13 protein-coding genes are annotated in these 20068 nt (G+C 40.3%); 11 read left to right on the top strand and 2 right to left on the bottom strand.

Annotated features, from left to right (window positions below; all coding sequences use genetic code 11):
- The first annotated feature begins 2 nt into the window (after positions 1-2).
- The 5 genes from AAW12_RS20265 to AAW12_RS20285 all read left to right on the top strand — a co-directional run bounded on the left by AAW12_RS20265 (position 3) and on the right by AAW12_RS20285 (position 4927).
- The gene (locus AAW12_RS20265; RefSeq protein WP_046675387.1) at positions 3-1433 is read left to right on the top strand and encodes a TolC family protein; all 1431 of its coding nucleotides are present in this window, start codon (positions 3-5) and stop codon (positions 1431-1433) included.
- A gap of 129 nt (positions 1434-1562) precedes the next feature.
- Complete coding sequence (locus AAW12_RS20270) at positions 1563-2081, top strand: hypothetical protein (protein ID WP_046675388.1); 519 nt, start codon at positions 1563-1565, stop codon at positions 2079-2081.
- Positions 2068-2568 (top strand): hypothetical protein, encoded by a 501-nt coding sequence (locus tag AAW12_RS20275; RefSeq protein ID WP_046675389.1) that lies wholly within the window; start codon positions 2068-2070, stop codon positions 2566-2568. The genes AAW12_RS20270 and AAW12_RS20275 overlap by 14 nt, the downstream gene beginning before the upstream one ends.
- Positions 2552-3301, top strand: coding sequence for a YoaK family protein (locus tag AAW12_RS20280; protein ID WP_046675390.1), 750 nt, complete (start codon positions 2552-2554; stop codon positions 3299-3301). Before AAW12_RS20275 ends, AAW12_RS20280 begins: the two co-directional genes overlap by 17 nt.
- Positions 3302-3463: 162 nt before the next feature.
- The gene (locus tag AAW12_RS20285; protein ID WP_053003866.1) at positions 3464-4927 is read left to right on the top strand and encodes a glycoside hydrolase family 76 protein; all 1464 of its coding nucleotides are present in this window, start codon (positions 3464-3466) and stop codon (positions 4925-4927) included.
- A gap of 52 nt (positions 4928-4979) precedes the next feature.
- Here the strand turns inward: AAW12_RS20285 and AAW12_RS20290 are convergent, their stop codons facing one another.
- Entirely contained in the window at positions 4980-5759 is a 780-nt protein-coding gene (locus AAW12_RS20290; protein ID WP_046675391.1) for a response regulator, read from the bottom strand.
- A gap of 2 nt (positions 5760-5761) precedes the next feature.
- Positions 5762-8917 (bottom strand): sensor histidine kinase, encoded by a 3156-nt coding sequence (locus AAW12_RS20295; RefSeq protein WP_197084119.1) that lies wholly within the window; start codon positions 8915-8917, stop codon positions 5762-5764.
- 176 nt (positions 8918-9093) lie between these two features.
- Between AAW12_RS20295 and AAW12_RS20300 the strand changes: the two genes are divergently transcribed.
- The 6 genes from AAW12_RS20300 to AAW12_RS20325 all read left to right on the top strand — a co-directional run bounded on the left by AAW12_RS20300 (position 9094) and on the right by AAW12_RS20325 (position 20057).
- Entirely contained in the window at positions 9094-10254 is a 1161-nt protein-coding gene (locus AAW12_RS20300) for an aldose epimerase family protein (RefSeq protein ID WP_046675393.1), read from the top strand.
- A 200-nt stretch (positions 10255-10454) separates the two neighbouring features.
- Positions 10455-13616 carry a SusC/RagA family TonB-linked outer membrane protein gene (locus AAW12_RS20305; RefSeq protein ID WP_084823257.1) on the top strand — a complete coding sequence of 1054 codons (3162 nt, stop codon included), beginning with the start codon at positions 10455-10457 and terminating at the stop codon, positions 13614-13616.
- A gap of 4 nt (positions 13617-13620) precedes the next feature.
- Positions 13621-15441 carry a RagB/SusD family nutrient uptake outer membrane protein gene (locus AAW12_RS20310; protein WP_046675394.1) on the top strand — a complete coding sequence of 607 codons (1821 nt, stop codon included), beginning with the start codon at positions 13621-13623 and terminating at the stop codon, positions 15439-15441.
- A gap of 10 nt (positions 15442-15451) precedes the next feature.
- Positions 15452-16126, top strand: coding sequence for a DUF3823 domain-containing protein (locus AAW12_RS20315; protein ID WP_046675395.1), 675 nt, complete (start codon positions 15452-15454; stop codon positions 16124-16126).
- Between the two features lie 2 nt (positions 16127-16128).
- On the top strand, positions 16129-18174 hold the full coding sequence (locus AAW12_RS20320; RefSeq protein WP_046675396.1) for a beta-L-arabinofuranosidase domain-containing protein: 2046 nt from the start codon (positions 16129-16131) through the stop codon (positions 18172-18174).
- A gap of 38 nt (positions 18175-18212) precedes the next feature.
- Entirely contained in the window at positions 18213-20057 is a 1845-nt protein-coding gene (locus AAW12_RS20325) for a glycoside hydrolase family 2 protein (protein ID WP_231585310.1), read from the top strand.
- The last annotated feature ends 11 nt before the right edge of the window (positions 20058-20068 follow it).

Raw genomic sequence — 20068 nt, forward strand, 5'->3', positions numbered from 1 at the left:
ATATGAATAAATTGAATTTTATTTTTATCGTGTTCTGCTTTTTTTTCTATTCTCATCTTTTGGCTCAGGAAAAGGAATATGGAGCACCGAAGACTTTTACAGTTGATGACATGGAAGAGCTTTTAATGGCTAATCATCCCATTGTTAAACAAGTAAATCTACTGAGTGAAACTGCAAAAGCCCAAGTAACACAAGCGTTAGGGAAGTTTGATCCAACACTAAATTCGAGCTTTAAAAATAAGCATTTCGGTCATACGGATTATTACAATGAGTGGAATAGCGAGTTGAAAATCCCACTTTGGTTAGCAGGAGCAGATCTGAAAATAGCTTATGATCGAAATGTAGGGGATTATACAAACCCACAATCCCGAACGAATAATGCGGGGCTCTCTGCAATCGGTTTAAGTATTCCTTTGGGGCAAGGTTTAATCGTCGATAGCCGAAGGAATACGTTACAGCAGGCAAAGGCGATGATCAGCTATCTGGAAGGCGAAAAGATCAAGCAAATTAATGCCATTTGGTTTCAGGCACTTTCAGATTATTGGAACTGGTATTTTGCTTACCAGCAATACCAACTTTTATTAGAGGGCGTTAAATTAGCGGATCAGCGGTTTAGCGCAATCAGTGAGCAGACTATGCTGGGTGATAAACCTGTAATCGATTCCATAGAAGCCTCGGTCGTTGTAAAAGAACGTCGGATAGAACTTTCAAAGTATGAAGTAGAACTTAAAAATGCGAAAATTGTATTGTCCAATCATTTGTGGAATGATCAACAATTTCCGGTTGAACTTCCCGATCACGCCATACCACATAAGCTCGAAGACCAAGTTATTTTGCCGGATAATCGTGTGATCGAGGCACTACTGGATTCGGCAAAAATTGCTCATCCCGAAATGATCAAGTTGGCTAGTAAAAATCAGCAACTGCTATTTGAAGAACGTTATCGAAAAGAAATGCTTAAACCTAAATTGAATGTGTCGGGTACGCTCATTTCTAGCCGTCGCGGTTTAAATGATTTTGTACCACCGCAGTATGATTTTAATTGGCAGAACTATAAGCTAGGTTTTGAATTTGCATTTCCACTTTTTATTCGCGCCGAACGTGGGAAGCTCAAAGAGGTACGGATTAAGCAAGATCAACTACGATTTGAGCAGGTAGCGACTGAAAGAAATATTTACAATGACGTCGTTAAAAAGTACAATGATTTAAATGCTTACAGTAAACAGATTGAACTTCAATCGATCAATATAAGTAACCAGGAATTGCTCCTTAAGGGTGAATTAAATAAGTTTGAGCTGGGTGAATCAACTTTGTTTGTTGTCAATAGCAGGGAAAACAAGCTGATTGAAATGCGTATCAAGCAAGAGAAGCTTTTTACGGACTATCGGAAGGCACTGGCAGAGTTATACTACAAGGCCGGAACTAAATTTTAATCTCATTTTAATCTACATTTTATTTTTAATCTCATTTTAATACAAGTCCTAAAATTCTAATAGAAAGTTAATTTCAGATTCATTCGGTTGCCATGATGACCTATTAATTTTGTATAAAAATAATTGGATATGGCAAAGGCAATGCGTGTATTGATTCCAAGTGATTTTACGATTGATTCACTTTTTTTTGTGATTCATAGTATAGAACAATCGTCAGCTGAAGAGCTAGACATTATTTTGGTCTATGGCAATAAGAGCAGTACTTCGATTAGTGAGTTATTAGGGATTACACTGGAAGATCAGCTTAATAATCTGCAATCAGAAGATTTTTTGAAAGCCTGCCAGATGATCTGTCATCGTTATGAAAATCGTAAGCTAAATATCTATACAGATATTATCGGCTCTGACAATCTCAATTATTTACAACATTATTTGCGCGGAGCTCGGATTGATGAAGTTAAGGTTCCCACAGATTATGAATTTGAAAAAAGAACAAGGCATTTTTTTGACGTCGGACGGGCTTTGCTTCACTTGAGTAAAAGTAAGCAGAAGAATGTCTCGATCGTAGAAAAACCCGGGACAAACAAAACCGGCAGAAATGTCTTGGCGGATTTATTTTTTAACAAGAAATGGGATGTTAATTATTAAGAGAAAAATATTGGCACAATTCAACTTTGTCTTGTTGTCCTTTTTGCTTTTAGGGGCTAGTTCAATGGTTATGTTTTATGAAAACCCTGAGCGGCTTTTAGAAGGGGAGTGGGAAGAGCAGGGTTGGTACTTTGAGAAAGTGGAGAAGTCTCCAACATTCAAAAAACAGGCGGTTATCCATGAAGGAATAAAAGATGCTGCAATCGCGCACCTTCCACCCCTGCAGGATGGATTATGGCATTTTGAAAAAATGGGTGATAAAAATTTTATTGCCCATCATGAGGACAAACAATACAATTGGTTTTTGAAGGGACGAGGCCATATTCTTGAGCTTCGTAAGAATGACGAGCTAATAGAGAGCTTCGTTATCCAAAAATTGAATAAAAACCAGTTGGTGCTGCATCTTAATTTGGATATGCAGACGAAAGGAATTGCACGTATCGTGCTGAAAAAAGGAGGAAAGGAAAAGTATGCTGAGAAAATATAGTAACCATAGGACGATTCAAGATAACATTAGGCTGGGGGGAATTACCGCGTTTTCTGCAGGAATGGTCAATGTCGCATCTGTCATTGTCTTTTTCTCGTTTACCTCGAATGTAACGGGTTATTATGCTGTTTTTGCACAGGAGATAGCGAAAGGGAATTGGTACCAAGGTGCTGTGGTGCTTTTTTGGATTTTACTTTTTCTAGTAGGGAGTATGCTTTCTAATCTGATCATCATTCATGGTAAAGGACGTTTTAGCTCCTATTTGACACATTCCATTCCCTTGGTATTGGAAATATTGAGTATATTATTTGTTGGGATATATCTTGATGTATTTTATGAGGATTCTTTGAAAGAAACTGAGATACTTGTCGGTGCATTGCTCTTTGCGATGGGGCTACAAAACGGTTTGACTGCGAGCATATCGAATTCTGTTGTGAAAACAACACATTTGACCGGGCTAACGACAGATTTGGCCATATTGATTTCGATGTTCACCAAGGAGTCTAACCGGAGCAATAAGGCATTGGTCGACAAATTCCATTTGCTATTGAGCATCGTGAGCGCGTATGTCGTTGGCGGACTTGTGAGCGGTATTTCATTCACTTACCTATCAAATAAAACATTTTACGTGGTTTGTTTTGTTCTTTTAGTCATCGGTTTATACGATCACTACAAATTGTATCTGTTGAAAAAGCAATTTGTGAATCGTCATCGTCAACCAGTGGCAGCTTAGTTGACTGAGCAAGTTCTTGGTTAGCTAAGCAAAAGGGCAAATAGTTTAATCGCATTTCAAAAAATGCGATTTTTTTTGTCCAAAAAATGCTTATCTTCATACACAGTTATCACGCTCTACCGAAGCGAATGAAAGACTACTTAATCAATTTAAAACCGTATCATGATCAAATTCTTTTCCAACCGGCCTTTTTGGGCACTTTCTCTAATTTCGCTGTCAGTATCACCCCTCTGCGTAAAACAGGCTTATGCGCAAGAATTGCACACCCAAAGATCAGTACATGATCAAAATAAAAGCCAGCAGAATCTTTTACGGGCAATCCAATTGATTGATCGATCAATGGACGTCTATTTTTCCGGTGAAGATTTCAAAATGCATCGTTTTTATAACCCATTTACGAAGGTTCGATCCGAAGAAACAGCTAGTGTATGGATGTATTCTGCTTCCATAGAAGCTGTAAACGCTGTGTTGAGTGGCTTGAAAAAACAACAGAAGGTAGATAACGGCAAGCTTTATAAAATGTATTATTCCCGCTATGTAGATTTATTGGCTAAGCTTCATGCAAATGCAGCCTATTATTTAGGGACCTTTACGCTAACGTCGTTTACGCAGCATAAAGAATGGACAGTGTATGCTGTCGATCGCGTTCGAGAAAAAGGAAAAGCAAATGTAACGGGCGTATTGAACGTCTATGATGATCAGATGTGGTTGGTACGGGAATTATTGGAAGCTTATCATTTGACCGGGCAAGATCGCTATTTGCAAGAAGCGGAGTACCTTACGGCTTATGTTCTTGATGGTTGGGATTGTACTTTGGATGAGAAAGGGAAAGAGCATGGCGGAATTCCATGGGGACCAGGATATGTAACGAAGCATGCCTGTAGTAATGCACCGATCATTAGTCCGCTTGTTACATTGTATGAAATCTATAAAAACAAAGGAGACCAAATAATTGCACATTCGATCGATCAGCAAGATAAACTAACCCGTATTGCTAAAAAAGAGCGGAAGGCCGATTTTTATCTCCGTTTTGCTAAAAGGATTTACGACTGGCAAAAGGCAAATCTTCTTAATGAAAAAGGTGTCTATGCGGATATGATGGGTGATTGTTATCCAGATTGTTCGATAGCTTATGAAACGGTCAACGGTGTGCGATACCGAAAAAATACCGAACTCAGAAAAGCCGTCGGAACTGCATTTTCCTATAATAGTGGAACGATGATTTCCGGAGCAGCAGACTTATATCGTGTTACGAAAGCTAAAAACTATTTAGAAGATGGCAAGAAACTGGCCGATGCGACTTTTACTTATTTTGGAAAGTTAGGGCAGCAGATTCCTGAGCATTATACGTATGCGACAGACGGTTTTAATAACTGGTTTAACGGTGTTTTGTTAAGAGGCTATACCACTATATTACCGAATTATAGTAAGGCTGGGATGTATGTGAAGTCTTTTCAGGAAAACTTGGATTATGGCTATACGCATTTCTTGAGCGAAGGATTTTTGCCAAATGATTTGCTCGGAGGTTGGGCAAAAGATAAAAGCAAGAATGATCTGGAGGGAATGTTTATGTTCACTTTTGCGGCACAGTATGCTACACTTGCGCAAGTTGAACAACCAAAATAGATGCTCCCCTAATGAGGCACTTATTTTGGTTGGGATAGAATTGTCTGCATCGTTATGATTTAGATAAAGCAGTTTGGGCGTCTTGAAATTCAGTAGGGCTCTGTCCAAACTGCTTCTGAAAATTACGAGAGAAATGAGTCGCGGAGCTATAGCCTAGTAAATTAGAAATTTCGTAGACTTTATGCTGCTTTTGGATGAGCAGTTCTGCTGCTTTTCGGAGCCGCGTTAAATTAATCAGTTCATTGGGCGATAGGCTCGATACCACATTAATTTTGCGATAGAGGGTAGGTCTACTCATGCAGAGAATATCGGCCATCCGATCGACATTAAACTGTGGGTCATCGAGGTGTTGCATGATGATTTCTTCAATCTTCAACAAAAACTCTTGTTCACTTTGATTTTGACCGATTTGCTGTATTTGCGACATCGGATTTTTAATAAAAAATTCCTTGACTTTAACTCTATTCTTTAATAAACTCGCGATTTGTGCTCTTAAAAAGGCAGGTGAAAAAGGTTTTTCAATATAAGCGTCGGCACCATACTCCAAACCCTGAATTTTTGATTCAATACTATTTTTTGCCGTTAAGAGTATAACTGGAATGTGTGCATATGCGATATCTTCTTTAATTTTTTGACAGAGTTCAAAACCATCCATTTCTGGCATCATCACATCGCTGACGATCAGATCAAAATATTCAGTGGCTAATAAATCCAGCGCTTCCCTACCATTGGAACTCGTTGTTATCTGATAATCCTCATTGAGATCATCCGCAATGAATTCAAGTAGTTCAGTATGATCATCTACTAATAATAAATTGGATTTGGCATTCATAATTATGGGTTTGTATTGTGATTCAAAGGCAATGTCAAACTAAATACGTTCAATTGGAGGTCGTTTGTACTGTATAACAGGGTACCTTGGTGTTTTAACGTTAAGGACCTTGTCAATGCCAAGCCTAGGCCGCTTCCAGGAACATTCTTATTTTGTTTTAAGCGATTGAATGGTTCAAAAATTCTTTCCCTTTCTTCTGAAGGAATTAAAGCTCCGTCGTTTTTCACGGTCAATATAAAGATATTTTTCTGTTTATCCATATTCAAATTCACTTCAATATAGGATGAAGAATATTTCAGGGCATTATTCAAGAGGTTGTAACATATCTTGTCGAATGCGTCGATATCGACTTGACCTATGATATCTGGCATAATGTGCGATACCATCTGCTTGTCCTGCGCCTGCAGTGTGACTGTAAAATTGTTGATAATTTCCTGGACCGTTTGGCTTATGTTTTCTGATTCAAAGTGTAATTTGAATCCTTCCGTTTCGACCTGTCTAAAATCCAATAGCTGATTGCTAAGGGCAATCAACTTCTCCGTGTTGTTTTGCATGGTCAATAGTAGCTTGTCGGTTACAGGATTGTGATCGACTTTGTCCATAAGCTTCTCTAAGGGGGCCTTGATCAATGTCAACGGTGTGCGTATTTCGTGCGCAACATCGGTGTAAAAATTGATTTTTGAGCGATAGAGTTCTTGCTCGCGTAGATTTTGTACGGTTAAAAGATGTTGTCGATTGCGTTGTTTGATCTTTTCATTGAAATGATGAATAACAAATATAATCAGCCCCACAAGGATTAGAGCATAGCAAACAAAGGCCGGTATACTTGCCCAGATCGGAGGAAGAATAGTGATTTTAAGACTAGCAAAAGTGGGGATTGTATTGCCATTTGGATCTTCTGCTTTTACAGTAAAAACATAGTTTCCGGGCGCTAGCTTGGTGAAGTAAGCTCGTTGATTGCTTGTAATGTCTATCCAATTGTCGTCGAGACCATCCATTTTGTAGCTATAGTGAATGGAATGGGGGGCTTGGTAGTGTAATGCCGCAAAATCAAGACTGAAGGATGACTCGTCGTGTTTCAGTTTGATTTTATCCGTGAACAGAATTGATTTGGACAGAATATTTGTATCGGTGTACTGATTGATCGCCCTATTGTTGATGTAAAAATTAGTGATGTAAATCGGAATTTGATTCTTGTAGTTGATTTGGTTGAGCCTTTCGGGATTGAAACGTATCAGTCCATTGATGGTGCCGAAATAAAAGTTTCCATTATCATCATTAAAGGATGAATTGTAATTGAACTGAATAGTCGGTAGGCCAGACTCCAAGTTGAAGATGCGTTTTTTTCCACTGGGAAGATGGTAGCGTACCAGGCCCTTGGAAGTACTCACCCAAAGGTTATTTTGTTTATCTTCTAAAAAGGCGAGTGTCACATTACTGGGCATTCCTTCTTCCAGGCCAATGTTTTCAAAGCCATCCTGATTTGATTTCTTTTTAGCCATCCCACCTTCGGTAGCTATCCATATTTGATTTTTTGAATCCTCAAATATGCTGTTTACCCTGTTGTTGGGCAAGGAATTGGGATCGCTCTGATGATGCGTATAGTGTTTGAAATAACGTGTGGTCGGATGATAACAGAATAGTCCATCACGCCACGTTCCGACCCAGATATTCCCCTTTTTATCTTCCAAAATGCTTGTATAAAACATGTATTCTGGGACATTATCAATAAGGTGGAAAGATTTTTTTTCTAGATCAAAGCGGTATAGGCCGCGAGTGGATGCAGCCATGATTTCTCCTTTTCGAGTTTTATAGAGATAAAAAAGAAAATTACTTTGGAGATCGGATGTTGATACATTGCTGTTACGATCGATGTGATAGATAACTTTTTGAAGCTTTGGCGAAAAAATGTCCAGACCATTGACGAAAGTACCAATCAATAGTTTGTCGCCAATAGGGAGAATACCGTGAATATTGTTATTTGCCAGATTCCCCTGTTTATCGGAGAAGTTCTGGATATAACCCGATTTAGGATCCAATTTAGATAGACCTCCGTTTTCGGTGCCTATCCATATATCGTGGTTGATGTCTTTTTTGATAATCCGAACGACAGAGCCTTTTAAGCTCCCGGGGCGATCTTGTGGGAGGAATTTTTCGATTATACTATTATTCTTGTGATAATAGTTAATCCCACCAAAGTAGGTTCCCAGCCAAATACCCTCATCCTTATCTTGTAGGATATTATAAATGGCATTGTCAGATATCCCCCAAGGATTTTCTTGTTCTTTTTGAATATTGGTGTAATTTCCGCTCGCAATTTGGTAGATAAAGAGGCCAGATTCGGTTGCAAACCAATATTCATGATCGTTTGGCTGTATAATATCTCTTACATAGAGAAATTGATGCAGCTTGTCCGGACCAAGAATTGACTTGAGGGACTTGTTTTTAAAATTGTAGCTATAAACCCCAGTTTTCGACGTGCCAATCAATAAGTCTCCATCGCGGTTTTCCATTATTTTCTCAATACTAAACCAGTCTTTAGGACCATATTTTGCTTGAAAGTCAAGCATGAGTGCGGGTTTTCCAGAAGAACCTATCTGGAAGATCTTACCTTCAGGAGTTCCAAAAAATACAGTTCCATTTTTTGTGCAGCTGATAGACGTAATATAGAGGTCCGATTTTGTAAATTGTTGAATTGCGTGACTAACCAAATCATGGCAATAGAGCATTCCATTGGATATAAACCAGATCCTTTTGCGTTGATCGGTAACAATGACGGGTACGTCCGCATTTTCAAATTGTTTGCTCAGTAATCTAAATTGCTCGTCGACGGGGTCGTAGCAATAGATTCCCTGATCTGTTCCAATCCAAATTCTTTTTCGAAAGTCCTCTTTCAAGGAGATGATATTATTACCACCCAAGCTGTTTTTCCCAGATTGGGTGGCATCAAAATGTTTGAAATTGTTACCGTCAAAGCGATTTAATCCATCCTTTGTGCCGAACCAAAGAAAACCCTGACTATCTTGCATGCTACAAATGACAGCATTGTTTGACAAACCTTCATTGATTTGATAATGATTGAAATAGTAGGGCTGCGCATATAGCAAGGAAGGGAGTAACAGGATAAATAGCAATCGTAAAGGCTTCAGGTTGATCATGATCATTTTTTGGTTATTGATACAAAATAGAGCTAAAATGAAACAATTTAATCTTAAAATTTCTAAAAAATTTAAGACTTTAGCTTATAGATTGTAATCGTTAAAATTATAAAAAATCTAGAAAAGGACGTAAGTTCTATCTAAACAAAGATTATAAACCCTTTAAAATATTACGAATGAGAGGAAAATTGACCTTGCTGGGTCTTTCTGCAATACTTGCTTTTAGTGTGTCTTGCCAGCAGCCGACTGGTTCTAAAACTCCCAAAGCAGATTCTTTATCGGCCTTCATGGATACCGCGCAGTTCAGCGGAACTATTGATCAAAAACAGGCGTATCTATATGAACTGAGCAATAAAAATGGCGTACAAGCTTATTTTACCAATTTTGGTGCACGTTTGGTGGGATTATGGGTGCCTGACAATAAGGGTGAGTTATGCGATGTGGTTTTGGGTTTTTCTAAAGCGGCTGATTATAATAATCCCAAAGAACCATTTTTTGGTACTATTGTAGGGCCTTTTGGTAATCGGATCGCCAAAGGCAAATTTAAGTTGGATGATAAAACCTATACATTGGCGGTAAATAACGGTCCTAATACCCTGCATGGCGGTTTTAAAGGTGTGCATTTTGCCAATTGGACATTAAAATCGTCAGATAAATCATCCCTTACATTTGCTTACACCTTACCTGACGGACACGAGGGTTTTCCAGGAAACATCCAAATGGAGGTGACTTATACGCTGAACGATAATAATGAATTGATGATAGCTTATCGTGCTACTTCCGATAAAAAGACGGTGATCAATTTGACCAACCATGCTTACTTTAATTTAAACGGTGAAGGAAGTGGTACCATTCTGGATCATCAACTTCAATTGTTTGCCAATGAATACACACCAGTAGATAGTACACTAATACCCACAGGGCAATTAGCACCGGTAAAGGGAACAGCTTTTGATTTTACAACCTTGAAACCGATAGGAAAAGATATTAATGCCAATGACCAGCAGCTTAGTTTTGGAAAGGGCTATGACCACAATTTTGTCTTAAGTAAAGAGAAAGATGGCGACTGGTTTAAAGCGGCACATGTGATCGGTGATAAATCAGGGGTGGTCATGGATATTCTGACAACCGAACCTGGTATTCAATTTTATAGCGGCAACTTTATGAACGAACAAGTACAATTGAAGAATGGTAAAAAAGATTCCTTCCGTACGGCTTTTTGCCTTGAACCGCAGCATTTTCCGGACGCTCCGAATCAGCCAGCTTTTCCAACAACAGTCCTGAACCCGGGGCAAGTATATCAAACGAAATCCCTGTATCGTTTTTCAGTAAAATAATACATATTTAATAATGATTGGTTTGAAAGTATACCGCTGAAAAGAGGTGTACTTTCTCTGTTTAATAGACTTTAAAACGTTTTAGGTTGTATTAATTATTTGATACAAATAGGCAGTTTTTTGAGAAAAAACGAAAGCCTGTCCGATTGAATATACCTTAATTTTGGACAAATCAATTATACAAACTAATCAATCTAGGTATGTTTAAGGGTCTTAAATGTCTGCCAATTTCTGCTACTTTACTCTGCTGTGCGAGCAGTTTTATTCCTTTAGCAAAGGGAGCAGATTTATTTCCAGTTCCTGCAGAAAGCATTGCTTTGCAAAAATCAATCAAGGGTGTGGTTAAAGATAAAAGCGGCAATCCGATCGTAGGAGCGACAGTCGCTTTAAAATCCAAACCGAGCACTGCCGTTTCAACGGATGCAAAAGGTAATTTTAGTCTAACAGGTGTGAATGCTGGGGATCTACTGACTGTAAGTTCAGTTGGGTATCTCTCAAAAGAAGTGGCCGCGAGCGCCGATTTAGCCATTACATTGGACGATGAAAATTCACGTATCGGCGAAGTGGTTGTGGTGGGGTACGGTACACAAAAGAAGGAATCTGTTACTGGTGCAATCACGGCAATTTCTTCGCAGGATATTTCCAGATCTGTTGCGACAACAACCTCAGGAGCTTTGGTCGGGAAGATTGCAGGGGTCAATAGCCGGATGTCGGATGGACGCCCTGGTGCATGGACGGGGATCAGCATCCGGAATATGGGAACTCCCTTGTATGTGATCGACGGTGTTCAAAAAGATGAAGGCCAATTCAATAATTTGGACTTCAATGACATCGAATCTGTTTCGGTTTTGAAGGATGCGTCCGCAGCGATTTATGGTGTACGTGCAGCCAACGGAGTGGTGGTTGTAACGACAAAGAAGGGGAAGCGGGGCGATAACAATACCTTTAATATCAATTCCTATTACGGTTGGCAAAGTATGTTTCGTTTTCCTAAGCCTGCAGATGCAAGTACCTATGTAAAGAGCTACATTCAATCGGATGCCATTCTTGGTGTGAAGGATCCAAAATACACATTAAGCGATCTTGAAAAATGGCAACAGGGGACAGAAAAGGGTTACCGCCCATTTGATTGGTACGATTATATCTTAAAAACTAGTCCGCAAACCTATATTGCTGGAAATGTGAGTGGTGGGTCCGAAAAGATCAATTATTACTTAAGTGCTGGGCATCTCGACCAACAATCCATTATCCGTAATTATGGCGGTTTCAAACGTACTAATGTTCAGATGAACATTGATGCGAGCGTATCTAAACGATTAAAAATAGGGGCTAATTTGAACGGACGGATTGAACAGCGTAAACAACCTGGGGTACCCGGTGCTGACGATACTTGGCAGGCATTATTTGCCATTTATCGCAACTTACCTACTGCGCGGCCATTTGCCAATGACAATCCGCTCTATCCAACACAAACTGCAGCCAATACCGAGACGAATTTTGCGATGCTGAATTATGATCTATCGGGTACATATCAGGAAAAATGGCGGGTGATGCAACTAAATTTTAATGCCGAGTATAAGATTACAGATGATTTGGTTGCCAAAGGAACGGTAGGGTATTATTTGGCTAATAAATGGATGGATAATCAGGAGTTCACTTACAAATTGTATGGCTATGATGAAAAAACGGATACCTATCCAGTTATATTTAGCATGGATAACCCTTGGCGGGAGCGGTCTATCGCTCAAATCGAAGAAATTTCAACACAATTCACTTTAAATTATAACAAACGTTTTGGAAAGCATGGTGTCAATGCTGTATTAGCCGCGGAGTCAATAAAACGAGATAACCCCGATATTTATGTCCACGACAGACCAGCATCGAATGCCTTGAGTTTGATCTATTTTCAAACGATGGATACCTATAATGATACTGGAGTAAATACGCAAGCAAGAGCCGGCTTTGCAGGTCGGGTCAATTATGACTACGATCAAAAATATCTTTTAGAACTTTCATCGCGTTATGATGGATCCTGGAAGTTTGCTCCTGGAAGTCGATGGGGATTTTTTCCTTCAGCATCCGCGGGATGGCGGATCTCTTCTGAAAAGTTTTGGACAGATGGCATGCGGAAGGTACTTGATGATGTTAAGCTTCGGGGATCTTACGGGATATTGGGGGATGACAATTTGGATGATTGGAAATATTATGCTTTTGGTTACCTGAGCGGATATACCTATAATTCCAAAGGTTCGACGATTGACGGAAAATATGTTATTGGCACCCAACCCCGTGGACTTCCTGTTAAAACGCTTTCCTGGATTGAGGCACACATGTTGAATGTCGGGCTCGATTTTAGCACATTAAAGGGAAGATTGACGGGTAGCTTGGATTTCTTTCGAAGGAAAAGAAGCGGTCTACCGGCTTCCAGAAATGATGTATTGATACCAAATGAGGTTGGTTTTAGTCTGCCTTATGAAAACCTAAACTCCGATATGCATAAGGGTATCGATGGCTCAATTATGTGGCGGAGTAAGGCTGGCGATTTCAACTACTTTGTCGGTGGTAATTTTACATTTGCCCGTCAGATTGATGGTGAACAATATAAACCCCGGTTTGGGAATTCCTGGGATCAGTATCGGAACTCCATTTTTGACCGCTACGCCTATCTAAATTGGGGCTTACATGCTACTGGACAGTTTCAGTCCTGGGAAGAAATTGCCAATTACGATGTAGACAATGACCGTCAAGGTAATTCTACCTTGAGACCAGGAGATATAAAATATGAAGACATCAATGGGGATAAAGTGATCAATGAGCTGGATCAGCGGCCAATAGGATATCGGCAAGGCGGACTTCCTTATTTCAATTTTGGAATTAATCTGGGCGGACAATTCAAGGGATTTGATTTGGCCATGGATTTGACAGGAGCAGCATTTGCATCCTATCGTCCCAATTACGAAGCGATGAATCCTTTCCACGATGGTGGAAATAACCCGCAATATTACATGGAGAATCAATGGATGCTCAGTGATATTACCAACCCCAATAGTGCATTGATCCCGGGCAAATATCCAACATTGATTCGCGGAAATCAAAACCATAGTAATTATTGGCATAGCGATTTTTGGCTCACCAATGTCAATTATATAAAACTAAGAAATCTTCAGATTGGATATACCTTGCCAGATAAGTGGATGAAAGCTCGTGGAATCCAAAAATTACGAATATATACAATGATGCAGAATCTCTTCAGTATAGATAATTTGGGTGATATGAAGATCGATCCGGAAATCACAAGTGATTCAGGTGTTCAATACCCAACAAACCGGGTTATAAATGTGGGTGTTAATTTAACTTTTTAATAACATGATAAAGAGGAAGGTTATTTTATGGGGTGTATGTTTAGTATGTACATTTTCAAGCTGTAATAAGTTTTTGGACCGGGAATCACAGGCAATTTTTACCGACGATCAGATATTTTCAGATCAAAATATGGTGAAGTCAGTGTTGGCCAATTATTACGGAAGAGTCAGCTGGGGCCAGCAGTTTGGCGACAACGGCTCCTTTGCAATGCTAGATGAAGCCGGATTTTCCAGCGGTTCTCCCAACAATATGCAAGAGTTTCCAAATGATTTTTGGCGGATGTATGATTACGAATTGATCCGCAATTTAAACCAATTTATTGTGGGTGTCCGTCAATCGACACTAGACGATAATAATAAGAAGAGCATAGAAGGGGAGGCTCGTTTTATTCGTGCTTGGACGTATTTCAATATGATCAAGCGTTTGGGCGGTGTGCCATTGGTGGGAGATAAGGTATATGATTATACAAGTGGGATGGATCCGGCCGAACTGCAGTTATCCAGAGCCACGGAAGCTGAGAGCTATAATTATGTCATCAGTGAATGTACTGAAGCGGCTAAAATGCTCGGTACAGAGAAAACCATCAATTCAGCGAGAGCCAATAAATGGACAGCTTTGGCGCTTAAAGCCCGCGCAAGTTTATATGCCGCATCCATCGCAAAGTATAATTATAAAACACCCGATGTGAAGACCGCAGGCAATGAGGTAGGTATCCCTGCATCTGAAGCAACTAAATATTATCAGACAGCTTATGAAACTGCTTTGGATATTATAAATAATAGCCCTTATGCGCTGTATAATGCAAATCCGGATAAGGGCAAGAACTTTTATCTTGCCGTAACCTCAAAATCAAGTAATGAAGTAATTTGGGCAAAAGACTATGCTTATCCTGGTGAGACCCATTCTTTTACCAATAATAATATAGCCTCATCAGTCCGCGGTGATATTGATGCCAATTTCGTAACCCCAGTACTCAATTTGGTAGAAGCATTTGAATATACAAATGATCGAAAAGGGGATCTGAAAACGAAGACTGCTGCTGGTGACTATGTTTATTATACAAATCCCGAAGATCTTTTTGCCAATAAGGATGCACGCTTGTATGGTACGGTAATTTACTCCGGAGCAGATTTTGCTGGAACAAAAATAACTTATCAGGCGGGGGTTCGGTATAAAGAAAATGGTACATGGAAGACAGTAACAGGTTCGCCTGGTTCCTCAAATGATAAATTTGGCGGACTTATTACGAGTGAGGATGGCCCTACGACTTCCAACGATATGTATGTCAATAAAACTGGATTTAATATCCGGAAGTTTATTGACGAAAATAAAGATGCCTCTACACGCGGGCGCGGTTCGGATATTTGGTTTGTCCGTTTTCGTTATGCTGAATTTCTGTTGATCGCTGCAGAGTCGGGGCTTGAACTTGGTAAACCGCAAGCTGAGTTGACTGGATATATCAATAAGATCAGGGAGCGCGCGGGAATACAAGCATTGACGACTATTTCTTTAAATGATATCATTCAGGAACGTCGCGTTGAATTTGCTTTCGAAGATCATCGTTATTGGGATTTGAAACGTTTGCGCATCGCCCATGAAATCTGGAACGGAAGTGCTGATAATTACAATGCGGTGCACTATGCCCTATTTCCGTATAAAATATATGCTCCTGGGGATCCTAACAATGGCAAGTGGGTTTTCGAGAAACAGAAATCTAGCCATACGCTCTATCCGCGAAATTTTAAATATCAGAACTATTATAATTTCATTGACCAAAATTGGATTAACAACAATCCGAAGCTAGTCCGAAATCCTTATCAATAGCATTATTCTTATGAAAACTTTTTTTTGTAAATTAATAGTCGGGTTGTGTTTACTCTTGGGTGTTTTTGCTTGTGGCAAAGATAATTATGATGCACCACAAAGCACATTAAGCGGACATGTAACCTATAATTCCAAACCTTTGGGGCTGAGAGGATCCAATCAATCGGTCTATCTTCAACTCTGGCAGGATGGTTATCAATTTCGGTCTCCTATTAATGTTTATTTAACTCAAGATGGTTCGTTTTCCACGAAACTCTTTGATGGAAAGTACAAATTGGTGACAACCAGTGGAAATGGACCATGGGTGAGCAGTGCCGATACCTTGCTGGTTGATGTGAAGGGTAATACCACAGTGGATTATCAGGTGAAACCCTACTACATGATGAGTAATATAACCTATAACACACAAGGAAATATCCTTAAAGCATCTTTTGATATCGAAACAATAGATGCTTCAAGAACGATTGATTTAGTCACCTTATTGGTCAATGATACAAAATTTGTGGATTTGGGCCAATATACTTACAAGATGGAAAAAACCGGATTAAATGCCGGCCATGTCGAATTGGAACTGGATATCAAAGATATTTTGACCAAGAGTGCAGCGGTGTATGCGCGCGTAGGGTTACGGGTAAATGGGATTACCGAGGCGCTGTACGATAGTGAACCAAAGAAACTAAAATAAAAATGATTAAAAGAATTGGCTTTTTAAGCTTATTGTTGGGGTTTGGCTTAGCTGCGTCGGCCCAATCAGGAATAGCAACTTCCGTAAACCAATTGCCGTTGACAGGTAAGAATACACAATACGTGAACAATAGGGCTCCACTAAGACAGAATGCCTTGCTGAAATTGCCGGTAGGCAGTATAGTGCCTGAAGGCTGGTTAGGGAAGTACCTAGCGTTGCAAAAAGATGGTCTTACAGGTCATTTGGGCGAAATTAGTGCCTGGTTGTCCAAAAAAAATAATGCATGGTTAAGTACGGATGGGACAGGAGATTATGGCTGGGAAGAAGTTCCTTATTGGCTAAAAGGTTATGCTAATCTGGGCTACATCTTAAAAGATCCTACAATCCTAGCGGAGTCAAAGATATGGTTGGAAGCCGCACTAAAAAGCCAGCGTCCTGATGGATACTTTGGGCCATTGATGCTGCGTAACAACAAACCGGATCTTTGGGGGAATATGTTGATGTTGTGGTGCCTGCAATCCTATTATGAATATAGCGGTGACCAACGTGTCTTAACGTTGATGACCAATTACTTTAAATGGCAGGCCAATTTGCCGGATAGTTTTTTTCTTAAAGACTATTGGGAAAATAGTCGGGGTGGTGACAATCTGCTCTCGGTTTATTGGCTCTATAATAGAACACAAGGAAATGAATGGCTGATGGATTTAGCGGATAAAATCCATCGCAATACCGCCAATTGGCGACAGAAAGATGATTTGCCGAATTGGCATAATGTCAATGTTGCACAATGTTTCAGAGAGCCGGCAACCTATTATCTGAAAAGCCAATCGAGTGAAGACCTGAAGGCGACCTACGCTAATTTTCATTTTGTCAGGGAGGTATTTGGTCAGGTTCCAGGCGGTATGTTCGGTGCCGATGAAAATGCACGTCCAGGATATACCGATCCCCGTCAAGGGGTGGAAACCTGTGGTATGGTCGAACAGATGGCCTCCAACGAAATCCTTCTTGGGATAACAGGCGACCCATTTTGGGCAGATCATGCGGAGGAAGTCGCTTTCAATACCTATCCAGCAGCCGTAACAGCAGATTTCAAGGCCTTAAGGTATATTACAAGTCCAAATATGACCATCAGTGACAGCCATAATCATGCTCCTGGAATTGATAATAACGGGCCATTTTTAATGATGAATCCCTTTAGTTCACGCTGTTGTCAGCATAATCACAGTCAGGGCTGGCCATATTATGCTGAGCATTTGTATATGGCAACGAATGATAATGGTGTTGCGGCAGTACTATATGCCGCATCAAAGGCTGAAATCAACGTCGGAAACAAGCAGGCTATTCAGATCCGGCAAGAGTCCAATTATCCTTTTGAAGAATCGCTACGATTTGAAATAGGAACACAGGGCAAAATGGTTGATTTTCCCTTTTATCTCCGTATTCCAGCCTGGGCGAAACAAGCGAAAGTAACGGTTAATGGTAAAAGCCAAGCTGTGGAAGCTGGTGCAAAATATATTCGGATTCAACGGCAGTGGAAAGACGGCGACAAGGTCGAACTTTCCTTACCAATGACCATAGATCTGAAAACATGGACAGCCAATAAAAATTCAGTGAGTATCCAGCGTGGACCATTGACTTATGCCCTTAAAATCAAGGAGAATTATGTGAAAAAAGATAGTAAGGCTTCGGCAATAGGAGATTCCAAATGGCAGGAGACTGCAGATCCATCCAAGTGGCCATCCTATGAAATCCTTCCTGCAAGTGATTGGAATTACGGACTTGTACAAAATCAATTGCAAGCTGTTAACCACCTAAAAGTGGTCAAACGACCATGGCCTAAAGATGCATTTCCTTTCGACGCAGAAGCAGTACCTATTTCGATTCTTGTGAAAGCGAAACGTATCGATGGGTGGAAAATTGATGAAAACGGGTTAACGGGGGTATTGCCTCTGAGCCCCGTGGAAAGCAAAAGCGAGGTACAGGAAGTTGAACTAATTCCAATGGGAGCAGCACGTTTGCGCATTGCTGCTTTTCCCACGGTGAAATAATATAAATACGATATAAATAAATGACTTAACGATTTTTTATGATGAAGAAAACCTTATTTTTTGCCAGTTTGATGATGGCAGCACAATTGAACTTTGCTCAGGATTGGAAACCCGCCGGATCACATATATTAACCCCCTGGGGCGAGAAAGTAACGGCCCAAAAGCCACATCCTGAATACCCTAGGCCACAATTAATCAGAACCAATAACTGGCAGAATTTAAATGGACTATGGAAATATGCTGTCACTCCGGTAGGCACTAAAGAGATTCCTCGGCAATGGGACGGCAACATCCTTGTTCCTTTTGCTATTGAATCGGCATTGTCCGGTGTTGGTAAAGAGGTTGGAAAAGATAAAGCCTTATGGTATAATAATACCATAACATTGGACAAGTCTGTCCATAAAAATAAGGTCCTGTTGCATTTCGGTGCCGTAGATTGGCAATGTGATGTGTATGTAAATAATCAATTGGTCGGAAGACATGAAGGTGGTTTTGATCCATTTTCGATGGATGTGACAAGCTTCCTAAAGAAAGGAGCGAAACAGGAAATAGCCATTCGGGTATGGGATCCGACTGATGATGGCCCACAACCACGGGGTAAACAGGTGAACAAGCCGAATGGTATATGGTATACACCAGTGACGGGAATTTGGCAGACCGTTTGGTTAGAAAGTGTTCCACAAGCTTATATTGTAAGTACCAAACAGACGCCGCGATTGGACGATGCTGTCTTGGCCTTTCAAGCTTCCGTAGAGGGAAGCCAAGCCGGCGACGAAATAAAGGTGCGTGCATTGGATGGCGGAAAGCTTATTAAAGAACAAATAGGACAACCCAATACATCCTTTGATCTTTCGGTACCCAATCTGGAGCCCTGGTCGCCGAGTAACCCTAAACTCTATGATCTGGAAATTCAGCTGATTCGAAAAGGAAAAATCGTAGACCAGACGAAAAGCTACTTCGCCATGCGGAAGATAGCCATGCAGAAAGATGAAAACGGCGTTCAACGTTTAATGTTAAACAATAAGTTTACGTTCCAATATGGTCCATTGGATCAAGGCTGGTGGCCGGATGGTCTACATACCGCACCAACGGATGAAGCGCTGAAGTTTGATGTCGTCAAAACAAAGGAAATGGGATTCAATATGATCCGTAAGCATATCAAGGTAGAACCGGCACGTTGGTATCGGTACTGTGATAGTATAGGTATGCTTGTCTGGCAAGATATGCCTAGCGGCGATCTTGGTGGAAATCATTGGGATATGCAACCGGGAAAGATTTCAGGTGGCAATCGGGATAAAGTACGTTCACAGGAATCTGAGAATTACTACCGGAAAGAGTGGAAAACCATTATGGAGGTATTGCACAACTACCCCAGTATTGTCATCTGGGTGCCTTTCAATGAGGCTTGGGGGCAATTCAAAACGAAGGAAATTACGGAATGGACCATGGCTAATGACCCTTCAAGACTCGTAAATAGCGCCAGTGGTGGTAACTTTATGGAAACTGGACATATCTTGGATATCCATAATTATCCGGATGCAGCCATGCCTGATCCAAATTTGTTTGGTGCTAAACAAGTGCTTGCATTGGGTGAATTTGGTGGTCTGGGATTACCGATAGACGGACATTCTTGGCAACAGAAAGACAACTGGGGATACCAAAGTTTTAAAAATAAAACGGAATTATTGGAGCGTTACAAACGCCTTATCCATGATTTGACACGTCTAATTCCGATGGGATTGTCTGCCGCTGTTTATACACAGACAACAGATGTGGAAGTAGAAACAAATGGTTTGATGACTTATGATCGAAAAGTTGTAAAAATGCCTGAAGCAGAATTGAAGGCTGCACATCAGGCGCTTTATAATGCACCTACCAAATAATTGATAGCGAT

It is taken from the genome of Sphingobacterium sp. Ag1, from assembly GCF_000988325.1.
Taxonomy (GTDB): domain Bacteria; phylum Bacteroidota; class Bacteroidia; order Sphingobacteriales; family Sphingobacteriaceae; genus Sphingobacterium.